The sequence below is a fragment of the Pseudomonas saxonica genome (assembly GCF_007858365.1).
GTDB classification, from domain to species: Bacteria; Pseudomonadota; Gammaproteobacteria; order Pseudomonadales; family Pseudomonadaceae; genus Aquipseudomonas; species Aquipseudomonas saxonica.
The window spans coordinates 151,583-164,889 of sequence record NZ_VFIO01000004.1 but is presented as its reverse complement, the minus strand read 5'-3'; the positions used below and the strand labels follow the sequence as shown (position 1 = coordinate 164,889).

Here is a 13,307-nt window from a genome sequence, read left to right as displayed (position 1 = left end):
CCGTCATGGCCTTGTTATCACTGGAGCGCATCAGCGCACAGTACCCGGGCGCCGCGGAGCCAGTGCTTGCGGATATTTCCGTCAACCTTGGCCCTCAGCAACTGCTGGTCGCACTCGGCCCTTCGGGCAGCGGCAAAACGTCATTGCTTAACTTGATTGCCGGCTTTGTTGAGCCAAGCGCCGGGCGCATCACGCTCGATGGCGTCCCGGTCAAAGGCCCGAGCGCTGAACGTGGCGTGGTGTTTCAGGATGATGTGCTGCTGCCTTGGCAGGACGTGCTGGCCAACGTAGCCTTCGGCCTTGAACTGGCGGGTGTACCGCGCAACAAACGCGAAATCCGCGCCCGTGAAATGTTGGCACTGGTGGACTTGTCGGGCTTCGAGCAGCGCCGTGTGTGGGAGTTGTCCGGCGGTCAAAAACAACGTGTCGGCCTGGCTCGCGCTTTGGCTGCTGATCCACGCGTGTTGCTGATGGACGAACCCTTCGGCGCACTCGATGCATTCACCCGCGAACAGATGCAAGAGCTGTTGCTGCAAGTGTGCAAGCGCACCGCCAAACCGGTCTTTTTGATTACTCACGACATCGAAGAAGCCGTGTTTCTGGCGACTGACCTGATTCTGTTGGCACCGAATCCGGGTCGTATCGTTGAGCGGCTGACGCTGGACTTCGGTCAGCGTTACAACGCAGGCGAGTCGGCGCGCTCTATCAAGTCCGACCCTCGTTTTATCGAAACCCGTGAGCACGTGCTGGAGCGCGTGTTTTCACAACGCGGTGCCGCTCAGCGGCAGGAGCGCGCATGAGTACCTATGAAGCGGCCCCGTCCGCCCCGATTGTCGCTGCCCATGCGCCGCGCCCGGCCAAACGAAGCCTGAGCACGCGCTGGATCAGCGTGTTGACCCTTCTGACATTGATCGCCACGTGGTGGGCCGTCACGGCCGCGGGTTTAATTGAACCACTGTTTTTGCCACCTCCCTCAGCCGTGCTGGAAAAAGGCTGGTTACTGGCCACCACCGGTTACATGGACGCCACCTTGTGGCAGCACTTGGGCGCGAGCTTAACCCGTATCGGTCTGGGTCTGGGGTTTGCGATTTTAACGGCCGTGCCGGTCGGTATAGCCATTGGTCACAACCGTATTGCGCGAGGCATTTTCGATCCGCTGATCGAGTTTTACCGCCCTATTCCGCCGTTGGCTTACCTGCCGCTGATCGTGATTTGGTGCGGCATTGGCGAGCTGTCGAAAGTGTTGCTGATCTATCTGGCCATTTTCGCCCCGATCGCCATTGCCACCGCCACCGGCGTGCGCACGGTAGACCCGGCCAAAGTCCGCGCTGCCCAGTCGTTAGGTGCAAGCCGCTGGCAGTTGATTCGCTACGTGATCTTGCCTAGCGCCCTGCCGGACATTTTGACCGGTGTGCGCATTGGTCTCGGAGTGGGCTGGTCGACGTTGGTGGCCGCTGAACTGATCGCCGCCACTAGCGGCCTGGGCTTCATGGTGCAATCGGCGGCGCAATTTCTGGTCACCGACGTGGTGGTGTTGGGCATCCTGGTTATTGCTGTCATCGCTTTTGCCATGGAAATGGGTCTGCGCGCCCTGCAACGCAAGCTGGTGCCGTGGCACGGCCAGGCTCACTAACCCTTTTTAGTAACATTCGACGCTGATCAATCAGCGCGCTGATGAAGAGATCACCATGAGCCTGACCATCACCCCGCTTAGCTCTGCCCTTGGCGCCCAAATTGACGGCGTTGACCTGACTCAGCCCTTGAATGATCAACAGCGCACTGCCATTGAGCAGGCGTTGCTTGAGCATCAGGTTATTTTCTTCAAGAACCAATCGATCACTCCACAGCAGCAGGCGCGTTTTGCCGCTAACTTTGGAGATCTGCATATTCACCCGATTTACCCCAATGTGCCTGAGCAGCCCGAGGTTCTGGTGCTGGATACGGCGGTCACTGACGTGCGTGACAATGCGGTGTGGCACACCGATGTGACCTTCTTGCCGACGCCAGCGATGGGCGCGGTGCTGAGTGCCAAGCAATTGCCAGCCTTTGGTGGCGATACGTTATGGGCCAGCGGTATCGCGGCGTTTGAGGGGTTGTCCAAGCCCTTGCAAGTATTGCTGGATGGCTTGACGGCGACCCACGATTTCACCAAGTCCTTCCCGCTGGAACGTTTTGGTTCGACGCCAGAAGATTTGGCGCGTTGGGAGCAAACCCGCAAAAACAACCCGCCGCTGTCGCATCCGGTGATTCGTACGCATCCGGTGAGTGGGCGAAAGTCGTTGTTCGTCAACGAAGGTTTCACCACCAAAATCAATGAACTGTCAGAGGCGGAAAGCGAAGCCATTCTGAAGTTATTGTTCGCCCACGCCACCCGTCCCGAGTACACCATTCGTTGGCGCTGGCAGGAAAACGACGTCGCATTTTGGGACAACCGTGTGACCCAGCATTACGCGGTAGATGATTACCGGCCGAACCGCCGTGTGATGCACCGCGCCACTATTTTGGGTGATGCGCCGTTTTGATTTGGCGTCCGTGTAAACCCTTTTCCCTCACCCCAACCCTCTCCCTGAGGGAGAGGGAGCTTGATCTGCTTTGCTTCTGCTTTTTGCTTTTAGTCCCCTCTCCCTCTGGGAGAGGGTTAGGGTGAGGGGCTTTGGCGTTTTGGCAAAAACGGCGGCAAGTACAACCCTAAATATGCATCCACTACCCGCGAGCCTTCTTCAGCCATGCGCTCGGTGATAACGCCGTGAATCTGTATAGACCGCGCATACACCCGGTCGCCCAACTCCATGGCCAGCGCAAACACATCAACGTCGTGTGGCAACACTGGCAATTCAAAGTGGCGCGTAAACAACCCCTGCATTAACTGGCCCAATTCAAGGTCGTGCTGACGATCCGCCCGTGTCACTTCGGTCAACCCGTGCTGGGCCAAAATCAACTGCCGGGCCGCTGCATCGTCGCTGTAAATCTTTAACATGCGTTGCTCAACGATCTGTGACAGATCGCGCCAACTCTTAAGTGACTCATGCGCAATCGGCGCTTGCAGGCACGCGCGGAACGCCGCGTGCACGTCCCCCGTCAATGCCTGGAGCAAGGCCGGTACGCCGGCAAAGAAGTGATAGACCGATGAGGGCGCCATTGCTGCACGTTCGGCCACGCTGTAAATCGACAGGCTGCTCACACCTTCTGCGGCGAGCAGTGCACGGGCAGCATCAAGAATTGTGTCGATTCGACTCTGGCTACCTGCGCGAGGCTTGCGAGGGCGTGGAAGGGCGGGGCGCGTCATGGCTGTCTCCTGCGGGGCAGCAGGCATTGTACGAGCCGGGTTTGATGTTAGCCACCGACCTGTAGGGTGCGGTTATTGGAGGGCTGGTCAGGCCGGGTGCTCTTGGGGAACGCCAGCTGCAAGGTACTAAGTTGAGCCTCGGAGAGTTGCACAGGGGTCGTCATGACCAGCAGGCGCATGCCCTCGCTGCAAGGTTGGGTGGTCATTGACCCAATGAAGTCATGGTAATCGCGCAGTGCAGGGTACAACTGCGTCGCATCAAAACTGCCCAGGGTCAGGACGTCGCCCCTTTGAGCAGGGATTGAGGACAAAAATTTTTCCAGCACACTATTTTTGGCGCCAATCTCAAACAGGATGGCCACCATCATTGGTTTGCCCGCCTGGCTGCGGTGCTCCAGGTACACGGCTAGAGGAAACCGTTGACTGTTTATCTGCACTTCACTGGGCGTATGAAAGTACACACTTTTGAAGTCGAAAATATCTGGCCCAACGCTGATCCAGCCCTTTGAATAGGGTGAGATGTTCAGGTTATGCCCGTTGTGCAGGAGGGTTGAAGGGCTCGACAAGTAATTGAGGTTTAGTTTTGACTGCTCTGTGGGGGCGGCTGTATCGATATTGATCGGTGAATGAAGTTTGCCTGAGCGGCATAACGCGAAAGCAGGGTCCAACTCAGCCCAGCGCTCAGCCCCGGTGGCTGCAGCATTGCTCCATGTTCGGTCATTTGAATAAGCCTTTGTACAGAGGCTCAGCCCCAATAAAAAAACCATCACATGCACTAAGTGAAACTTCATTAGGGGAGTCGTCGCAAGATAAATACAACGCGAATCTTGGAAGCTTTTGGTCTTTGTTTATGTAGGGCTTTTCCTTAATTGATTAAGAAATTGACTAACGATTAGGCAGAAAAAAACGCCGCAGGTGTTAACCGGCGGCGTTTTCTCAGCACTGCAATCGCTTAAACGGTATGCAAGTACCAGTTGTATTCGAGGTCGGAGATGGAGTGTTCAAACTCTTCCAGCTCACTCTCTTTGCAGGCCACAAAGATATCGATGTATTTCGGATCGATATATTTGGCCATGACTTCACTGTCATCCAGTTCGCGCAGTGCATCGCGCAAATTGTTTGGCAGGCTTTGCTCGTTCTGCTCGTAGCTGTTGCCTTCGACGGGCGCACCCGGCTCGATTTTGTTGGTCAGGCCGTGGTGAATGCCCGCAAGCACAGAGGCCATCAACAGATACGGGTTGGCATCGGCACCGGCAACCCGGTGTTCGATACGCACCGAGTCGGCCGAGCCGGTCGGTACGCGAATAGCGACAGTGCGGTTATCCAGCCCCCAGCACGGCGAGTTCGGCACGTAAAACTGTGCGCCGAAACGACGGTAAGAGTTGACGTTAGGGCACAGGAACGCCATTTGCGCCGGTAGGGTCTCGAGCACACCGCCGATCGCATGACGCAATGCGGCGTTCTGCTCGGGATCCTCGCTGGCAAAAATATTTTTGCCTTCTTTATCCAGAATCGAAATATGAACGTGTAGCCCGTTCCCCGCCTGGCCCGGATAAGGCTTGGCCATGAAGGTGGTGTCCATCTCATGGTCGTAGGCGATGTTTTTAATCAGACGTTTGAGCAGTACCGCGTAGTCGCACGCCTTGATCGGATCGGCCACGTGGTGCAGGTTCACTTCGAACTGCGCCGGGGCACTTTCCTTGACGATGGCGTCTGCCGGGATGCCTTGCTCTTTCGCACCTTCCAGAATGTCCTGGAGGCAGTCGACGTATTCGTCGAGGTCGTCGATCAAGTAAACCTGAGTCGAATGTGGGCGCTTGCCGGAGATCGGCGAACGAGGTGGCTGCGGACGGCCGTTAACGTTCTCCTGGTCGATCAGGTAGAACTCCAGCTCAAAAGCAGCGCAGATGGTCAGGCCCATCTCGTCAAATTTAGTAACAACCTGACGGAGCACTTCGCGCGGATCGGCGAAGAACGGTTCACCTTCTAGTTCGTGCATCGTCATCAGCAATTGCGCGGTAGGGCGTTTTTGCCAAGGTTCGTTGCACAGGGTGTCAGGAATTGGATAACAGATTCGGTCAGCGTCACCGATATCCAGACCCAGACCGGTGCTTTCTACGGTCGAGCCATTGATATCCAGCGCAAATAAAGAGGCAGGCAGGTTGATGCCTTTCTCGTAAACCTTGTGGAGGCTGGTGCGTTCGATGCGCTTACCGCGCACCACACCATTCATATCCGCAATTAGAAGGTCTACGTACAGAACCTCAGGATGATCCTTAAGGAACGCGTTCGCTTCATTAAGCTGAACGGCACGCGGGGGTACCGACATGATGCAACACCTTTGTTGTTAAAAATATCAATCATTGAACGCTACGGGTTTCAGTCAACCCGAACGCCCTACCGAAGTCAAGCAGCTGATTTTCTGCCCTAAAAAAGCGCCTAAGGGCCATTTTTGACGCTTTTCAGGGCGGCTTTGCACTTAAATAAAGCTTGCCTGCCCCAGGCTTGAGCGGGCCGTGTAGTATTTTTTACGGGGGTGTTGTGGAAAAAAATGAACAAGGCTAAGCTCGATTCAAACCCACAACAGCAATAATACCGGGGTGCTACATGCCACGCCTGCCGTTGATCGGCGTCACCGCCTGCACCAAGCAGATCGGTTTGCATCCTTATCACGTCACGGGTGACAAGTACGTGCGAGCTGTTGCAGTGGCAGCCAAAGGCTTGCCTCTGATTGTTCCCTCGTTAGCGGAACTGATAGATCCGGCCGATATTCTTAACGGTCTGGACGGCCTGCTTTTTACCGGTTCACCGTCCAATATCGAGCCCCATTTGTATCACGGCCCCGCCAGCGCGCCTGGCACCTTGCATGACCCTGACCGTGACCGCACCACTCTGCCCTTGATCCGCGCCGCCTTGGCCGCCGGTGTTCCTGTGCTCGGCATTTGCCGCGGCTTTCAAGAGTTGAATGTAGCGCTGGGTGGCTCACTTCACCAGAAACTGCATGAAGTCGCAGGATTTATCGAGCACCGAGAAGACGCCGACGCACCCCTTGATGTGCAGTACGGTCCCAGTCATGCGGTGCATATTCAACCCGGCGGCGTTTTGGCTGGTCTAGGCTTGCCGACGGCTTTGGAGGTCAACTCGATCCACACCCAGGGTATTGATCAATTGGCCCCCGGTTTGCGGGTTGAAGCCACCGCCCCGGACGGTCTGGTAGAGGCTGTTTCGGTCGAAGGCGGCAAGGCTTTTGCTTTAGCGGTTCAGTGGCACCCCGAATGGCAGGTAAGCTCTAACCCGTTTTATCTCGCCATCTTCCAGGCATTTGGAGATGCCTGCAGGCGGCGCGCAACACAACGCGACGCCGATGCGTCAGTAAACCCCTGACTTATTCAAGTCAGGACACTCAGCCCAGAGGCATTTATGAGTAACAACCTCGACCAGCTCACCGATTGGTTGAAAGACCACAAGATCACAGAAGTCGAATGCATGATCGCCGACCTTACCGGGATTACTCGCGGCAAGATCTCGCCGACCAATAAGTTCATTGCCGAAAAAGGCATGCGCCTGCCCGAAAGCGTCCTGCTGCAAACCGTGACGGGCGACTACGTCGAAGACGACATTTATTACGAGCTTCTCGATCCAGCTGACATTGACATGGTCTGCCGTCCTGATCAGAACGCCGTATTTGTCGTGCCTTGGGCGATAGAGCCGACGGCTCAGGTGATTCACGATACCTATGACAAGCAGGGCAACCCGATTGAGTTGTCGCCGCGCAACGTGCTCAAAAAGGTACTGAAACTCTACGCCGACCATGGCTGGCAGCCGATTGTGGCGCCAGAGATGGAGTTTTACCTGACCAAGCGCAGCGATGACCCGGACTACCCGTTGCAGCCGCCAGTAGGGCGCTCCGGGCGGCCAGAAACCGGTCGCCAATCCTTCTCTATAGAAGCCGCTAACGAATTCGATCCGCTGTTTGAGGACGTTTACGACTGGTGTGAATTGCAAGAGCTGGATCTGGACACCCTGATCCATGAAGACGGCACGGCGCAGATGGAAATCAACTTCCGTCACGGTGACGCACTGTCGCTTGCCGACCAGATTCTGGTGTTCAAGCGCACCATGCGTGAAGCCGCGCTCAAGCACGATGTAGCCGCTACGTTCATGGCTAAACCCATGACCGGCGAGCCTGGCAGTGCCATGCACTTGCACCAGAGCATTATTGACATCGAGACCGGCAAAAACGTCTTTTCCAACGAAGACGGAACCATGAGCCAGCTGTTTCTCAATCACATTGGCGGCTTGCAAAAGTTCATCCCTGAACTGCTGCCTTTATTTGCCCCCAATGTGAACTCCTTCCGCCGCTTCCTGCCGGATACGTCTGCGCCTGTAAACGTGGAGTGGGGCGAAGAGAACCGTACCGTTGGCTTGCGTGTACCCGATGCCGGGCCGCAAAACCGCCGGGTTGAAAACCGCTTGCCGGGTGCCGACGCCAACCCGTATCTGGCCATTGCTGCCAGCTTGCTGTGTGGTTACATCGGCATGGTCGAAGGCATCAACCCGAGTGCACCCGTGGTCGGTCGCGGTTATGAACGCCGCAACCTGCGCCTGCCGTTGACCATCGAAGACGCTCTGGAGCGGATGGAAAACAGCAAGACCGTCGAGAAGTATTTGGGCACCAAATTCATCACCGGTTACGTCGCGGTCAAACGTGCCGAGCATGAAAACTTCAAACGCGTCATCAGTTCGTGGGAGCGGGAATTCCTGCTGTTCGCCGTCTGACACGCAGGGGGCTGACTTCAGGAGTGTCAGCCCCCCAACTGAATAAAGGAGCGCTGTATGACAAATAAAAACCCGCAAACCCTCGCTTGGCAAAATCTGAGTAACGATCACCATCTGGCACCGTTCAGCGACTTCAAACAGCTCAAGGAAGTCGGCCCACGCATTATTACGCACGCCAAGGGCGTGTACCTGTGGGACAGCGAAGGCCACAAAATTCTCGACGGCATGGCCGGCCTATGGTGTGTCGCCATCGGTTACGGACGTGACGAGCTGGCCGATGCCGCCAGCAAGCAAATGCGCGAATTGCCGTACTACAACTTGTTTTTCATGACCGCTCACCCGCCGGTGCTTGAGTTGGCCAAAGTGATTGCCGAAATTGCCCCCGAAGGCATGAACCATGTGTTCTTCACGGGTTCCGGTTCCGAAGGCAACGACACCATGCTGCGTATGGTTCGCCACTATTGGGCGATCAAGGGCCAGCCAAACAAAAAAGTTATCATCAGCCGCAAGAACGGCTATCACGGCTCAACCGTTGCTGGCGCCAGCCTGGGCGGCATGACTTACATGCACGAGCAAGGCGACTTGCCGATTCCGGGCATCACCCATATCGCGCAGCCGTACTGGTTCGGTGAAGGTGGCGACATGTCGCCGGAAGAGTTCGGGGTCTGGGCTGCCAATCAACTCGAAGAAAAAATTCTCGAGATCGGCGTGGACAATGTCGGTGCATTTATTGCCGAGCCGATCCAGGGCGCAGGGGGCGTGATCGTGCCGCCTGAGACTTACTGGCCTCGCATCAAAGAGATCCTGGCCAAGTACGACATTCTCTTCGTTGCCGACGAAGTGATTTGTGGCTTTGGTCGCACCGGTGAGTGGTTCGGTAGCGATTTCTATGACCTTAAACCGGACATGATGACCATCGCCAAGGGGCTGACCTCGGGCTATATCCCGATGGGTGGCTTGATTGTGCGCGACGAAGTCGTGGCCGTGCTGAACGAAGGTGGCGACTTCAACCACGGTTTTACCTATTCCGGTCATCCGGTAGCCGCCGCCGTTGCGCTGGAAAACATTCGTATCCTGCGCGACGAAAAAATTATTGAGAACGCTCACAACGAAACGGCACCGTATTTGCAAAAGCGGTTACGTGAACTGAACGATCACCCTTTGGTGGGCGAAGTACGCGGTGTCGGTTTATTGGGTGCCATTGAACTGGTGCAGGACAAAGCCACTCGCAAACGTTACGAAGGCCGTGGTGCCGGCATGATCTGCCGCCAATTCTGCTTCGACAGCGGACTGATCATGCGTGCCGTTGGCGACACCATGATCATCGCCCCTCCATTGGTCATCAGCAAAGACGAGATCGATGAGCTAGTGACCAAGGCTCGTAAGTGCCTGGATCTGACCTTGGAAACATTGCAAGGTTGATGGTTTGGCTCAGAGCGCAGAAATCTGCAGATTTAGTGTAGGTAAATGCGTTCTGAGCCTTAAGAATCAAGGCTCTTCCCTTGAAAGCCTGCCCCGTATCTTGCCAGACTAGCCGCCGGCTTTAGCCACCTTTAGATCAGGTCGTTGAATCGGTGGTTTAAAAAGAACATTTGGAGCATTACAGATGAAGGCATCAGGTTTTAAAAAAGCTGGCAAGACCCTTCTTGCCCTGTCCTTGATGGGTGTGATGGCTGGGGCGGCACAGGCAGCAGATAACGTGCTGCACATTTACAACTGGTCCGATTACATCGCACCAGACACCGTGGCCAAGTTTGAAAAAGAAAGCGGTGTGAAGGTTGTCTATGACGTCTTCGACAGCAATGAAACCCTTGAGGCCAAGCTGTTGGCAGGCAAGTCCGGCTACGACATCGTCGTGCCGTCCAACAATTTTCTGGCCAAGCAGATCAAGGCCGGGGTTTACCAGGAGCTGGACAAGTCCAAGCTGCCTAACTGGAAAAACCTTGACCCTGCGTTGCTTAAAGCCGTGGGCGATGCCAGTGACCCGGGCAATAAACATGCGTTCCCGTATATGTGGGGCACCATCGGCATTGGTTACAACCCTGAGAAAGTCAAAGCCGCACTGGGCGTCGATACCATCGACTCCTGGGACGTGCTGTTCAAGCCAGAAAACGCAGCCAAACTTAAAAGCTGCGGCATAAGCTTCCTCGACTCGCCGACCGAAATGATTCCGGTGGCCTTGCACTACTTGGGCTACCCGACCGATTCCCAAGACAAGAAGCAATTGAAGGAAGCCGAAGATCTGTTCCTGAAGATTCGTCCTTCAGTGGGTTACTTCCACTCCTCCAAGTACATCTCCGACCTGGCCAATGGCAACATCTGCGTGGCCGTGGGTTACTCGGGTGACCTTGAGCAATCCAAAACCCGTGCGGCCGAGGCAGGTGGCAAAGTTAAACTGGCCTACAGCATTCCTAAAGAAGGTGCTGGCAGCTTCTACGACATGGTCGCCATTCCCAAGGATGCCGAGAACGTCGACGCTGCTTACAAGTTCATGAACTTCCTGTTGCAGCCAGAAGTGATGGCTGAAATCACCAACAGCGTGCGTTTCCCGAACGGTAACCAGGCGGCAACGCCACTGGTAGATAAAGACATCTCGGGTGATCCGGCCATTTATCCGTCGGATGCAGTGAAAGCCAAGCTGTACGCCATCAGCGACCTGCCGGCTGCTACGCAACGGCTGCTGACACGTAGCTGGACCAAGATCAAATCCGGTAAGTAAACAGGCCCTGTAGACGCTGCCGCAGCTTGCGGTAGCGGCTACAGAATCGGACGCATATGCAATTAATTGCAGAAAACTTTGCTGTGTCGGTTTATCGAGGGTAAGTTGCGCGCCGGTTTTGTCTTTGGCGGTTCTGCTGCCGTGTGACGCGGGCAACCCAAGCCCAACTATTTTGAGGACCACCACGTGTCTAAATCTTTGTTTCGCAAGACCCTGCTGGTCGGAGCTGGTTTGACGCTTGCCGTCAGCGTTCAAGCGGCACCTACCGTGCATATTTATAACTGGTCGGACTATATCGCGCCGACCACGCTGGCTGATTTCGAGAAAACCACCGGTATCAAACCGGTGTATGACGTGTTTGATTCCAACGAAACGCTGGAAGGCAAACTGCTGGCCGGACGTACCGGTTATGACGTGGTCGTTCCGTCTAACCACTTCCTGGGCAAGCAAATCAAAGCGGGCGCGTTCCAAAAACTCGACCTGACTCAGTTGCCTAACTATTCCAACCTGGACCCAGCCCTGCTCAAGCGTCTTCAGGCTAACGATCCGGGCAACCAATATGCCGTGCCTTATCTGTGGGGCACCAATGGCATTGGTTACAACGTCGACAAGGTCAAGGAAGTGCTGGGTGTCGATTCGATCGACTCCTGGGACGTGGTGTTCAAACCCGAGAACATGAAGAAGCTGCAATCGTGTGGCGTGGCTTTCCTGGATTCCGCCGATGAAATGCTGCCGACCGTGCTCAACTATCTGGGCTTGGATGCCAACAGCACCAACCCGGAAGACTACAAAAAAGCAGAAAAAACCCTGATGTCGGTGCGTCCTTACGTCACCTACTTCCATTCGTCCAAATACATTTCGGACCTTGCCAACGGCAATATCTGTGTGGCCATTGGCTTCTCCGGTGATGTATTTCAAGCCAAGTCCCGTGCCGAGGAAGCGAAAAAGGGCGTCAACATCGCCTACATTGTTCCCAAGGAAGGCGGCGCACTGTGGTTTGACATGCTGGCGATCCCCAAGGACTCCAGCAACGTCAAGGAAGCGCACGCGTTCATCAACTACTTGCTGAACCCCAAGGTGATCGCTCAGGTCAGTGATTATGTCGGCTATGCCAACCCTAATCCGGTAGCTGACAATGAGATGGATGAGTCCATCCGCAAGGACGAGGCGGTTTACCCAACACAAGCGGTGCTGGACAAAACCTACGTTTCAACCGAGCTGCCGCCGAAAGTTCAGCGTCTCATGACGCGCACGTGGACCAAGGTTAAAACGGGCAAATAGCTCGCCTGACCATCTATCCAAGGCCCGACACTCTTGATCGGGCTGCTAAATTTGTTGGGAGTTTCGTAAATGGCTGTTGCCTCCGGCGCCTATAAGAAAGCCCTCGAGGGCGACCAGACCCCTAAACAGGTGCTGGTCAAAATCGACCGGGTCACGAAAAAATTCGACGAGACGATTGCCGTGGACGACGTGTCCCTGGAAATCAACAAAGGCGAAATTTTCGCCATGCTCGGCGGATCGGGATCGGGCAAATCCACCTTGCTGCGCATGCTCGCCGGTTTCGAGCGCCCAACAGAAGGCCGTATTTTCCTCGATGGCGTAGACATCACTGATATGCCGCCGTATGAACGGCCGATCAATATGATGTTCCAGTCCTACGCCCTGTTCCCGCACATGACCGTGGCCCAGAACATCGCGTTCGGTCTCAAGCAGGACAAAATGTCCACTGCCGAGATCGATGCTCGCGTCGGCGAAATGCTCAAACTGGTGCACATGACCCAGTATGCCAAGCGCAAGCCGCACCAGTTGTCTGGCGGTCAGCGTCAGCGTGTCGCCCTCGCCCGCTCCCTGGCCAAGCGTCCTAAGTTGCTGTTGCTTGATGAGCCGATGGGCGCGCTGGACAAAAAGCTGCGCTCGCAAATGCAGCTGGAACTGGTGGAAATTATCGAGCGCGTTGGCGTGACCTGCGTCATGGTGACCCATGATCAGGAAGAGGCCATGACCATGGCCCAACGCATCGCGATCATGCATCAGGGCTGGATCGCCCAGATCGGCAGCCCGATCGACATCTACGAAACTCCGGTCAGCCGTCTGGTGTGCGAGTTCATCGGCAACGTCAACCTGTTCGAGGGTGAAGTGGTTGATGACGCCGAAGGTTACGCGCGCATCGACTGCCCGGAACTGGAAAACGACATCTACGTCGGGCATGGCGTCAGCACCTCGGTTGAAGACAAGCACATCACCTACGCCATTCGCCCGGAAAAAATGCTCGTCACCACCGAGAAGCCGACCTACGAGTACAACTGGTCGCGCGGCAAGGTGCATGACATCGCTTATCTGGGTGGCCACTCGGTGTTCTACGTCGAGCTGCCAAGCGGCAAGCTGGTGCAGTCATTCGTGGCCAATGCTGAGCGCCGTGGCGCGCGCCCGACGTGGGATGACGAAGTCTACGTGTGGTGGGAAGACGACAGCGGCGTGGTACTGCGCTCATGAACATGCGCAAATTCAAACGCCGAATGCATC

General features: G+C 55.8%; 12 protein-coding genes. 9 read left to right on the top strand and 3 right to left on the bottom strand.

Annotated elements, in window-relative coordinates:
* Nucleotides 1-5 precede the first annotated feature (5 nt).
* The 3 genes from tauB to tauD are packed head-to-tail and all read left to right on the top strand — an operon-like array spanning nucleotide 6 to nucleotide 2,522.
* Entirely contained in the window at nucleotides 6-800 is a 795-nt protein-coding gene (tauB, locus tag FJD38_RS13095) for a taurine ABC transporter ATP-binding subunit (protein ID WP_122786176.1), read from the top strand.
* Complete coding sequence (tauC, locus tag FJD38_RS13090; RefSeq protein ID WP_122786177.1) at nucleotides 797-1,633, top strand: taurine ABC transporter permease TauC; 837 nt, start codon at nucleotides 797-799, stop codon at nucleotides 1,631-1,633. The genes tauB and tauC overlap by 4 nt, the downstream gene beginning before the upstream one ends.
* 55 nt (nucleotides 1,634-1,688) lie before the next feature.
* Nucleotides 1,689-2,522, top strand: coding sequence for a taurine dioxygenase (tauD, locus tag FJD38_RS13085; RefSeq protein ID WP_122786178.1), 834 nt, complete (start codon nucleotides 1,689-1,691; stop codon nucleotides 2,520-2,522).
* Between the two features lie 116 nt (nucleotides 2,523-2,638).
* On the opposite strand, the gene FJD38_RS13080 is transcribed toward tauD, so the two are convergent.
* The 3 genes from FJD38_RS13080 to FJD38_RS13070 all read right to left on the bottom strand — a co-directional run bounded on the left by FJD38_RS13080 (nucleotide 2,639) and on the right by FJD38_RS13070 (nucleotide 5,615).
* Entirely contained in the window at nucleotides 2,639-3,286 is a 648-nt protein-coding gene (locus FJD38_RS13080) for a TetR/AcrR family transcriptional regulator (RefSeq protein WP_146385676.1), read from the bottom strand.
* 47 nt (nucleotides 3,287-3,333) lie between these two features.
* A complete protein-coding gene (locus FJD38_RS13075; RefSeq protein ID WP_146385674.1) occupies nucleotides 3,334-4,077 on the bottom strand; it encodes a carbonic anhydrase family protein in 744 nt (247 codons plus the stop codon).
* A gap of 161 nt (nucleotides 4,078-4,238) precedes the next feature.
* A complete protein-coding gene (locus FJD38_RS13070) occupies nucleotides 4,239-5,615 on the bottom strand; it encodes a glutamine synthetase family protein (protein ID WP_122786181.1) in 1,377 nt (458 codons plus the stop codon).
* Nucleotides 5,616-5,893: 278 nt separating this feature from the next.
* Between FJD38_RS13070 and FJD38_RS13065 the strand changes: the two genes are divergently transcribed.
* The 6 genes from FJD38_RS13065 (at nucleotide 5,894) to potA (ending at nucleotide 13,277) form a co-directional block, all read left to right on the top strand.
* On the top strand, nucleotides 5,894-6,670 hold the full coding sequence (locus FJD38_RS13065) for a gamma-glutamyl-gamma-aminobutyrate hydrolase family protein (protein ID WP_146385672.1): 777 nt from the start codon (nucleotides 5,894-5,896) through the stop codon (nucleotides 6,668-6,670).
* A 36-nt stretch (nucleotides 6,671-6,706) separates the two neighbouring features.
* Nucleotides 6,707-8,065, top strand: a complete 1,359-nt coding sequence (locus tag FJD38_RS13060; RefSeq protein ID WP_122786183.1) for a glutamine synthetase family protein — start codon at nucleotides 6,707-6,709, stop codon at nucleotides 8,063-8,065.
* A 57-nt stretch (nucleotides 8,066-8,122) separates the two neighbouring features.
* Nucleotides 8,123-9,487 (top strand): aspartate aminotransferase family protein, encoded by a 1,365-nt coding sequence (locus tag FJD38_RS13055; protein ID WP_146385670.1) that lies wholly within the window; start codon nucleotides 8,123-8,125, stop codon nucleotides 9,485-9,487.
* A 184-nt stretch (nucleotides 9,488-9,671) separates the two neighbouring features.
* The gene (locus FJD38_RS13050) at nucleotides 9,672-10,784 is read left to right on the top strand and encodes a polyamine ABC transporter substrate-binding protein (RefSeq protein WP_122786185.1); all 1,113 of its coding nucleotides are present in this window, start codon (nucleotides 9,672-9,674) and stop codon (nucleotides 10,782-10,784) included.
* A gap of 186 nt (nucleotides 10,785-10,970) precedes the next feature.
* Nucleotides 10,971-12,065 (top strand): polyamine ABC transporter substrate-binding protein, encoded by a 1,095-nt coding sequence (locus FJD38_RS13045; protein ID WP_146385668.1) that lies wholly within the window; start codon nucleotides 10,971-10,973, stop codon nucleotides 12,063-12,065.
* Between the two features lie 69 nt (nucleotides 12,066-12,134).
* Nucleotides 12,135-13,277 (top strand): polyamine ABC transporter ATP-binding protein, encoded by a 1,143-nt coding sequence (gene potA / locus FJD38_RS13040; RefSeq protein WP_122786187.1) that lies wholly within the window; start codon nucleotides 12,135-12,137, stop codon nucleotides 13,275-13,277.
* Nucleotides 13,278-13,307: the final 30 nt, after the last annotated feature.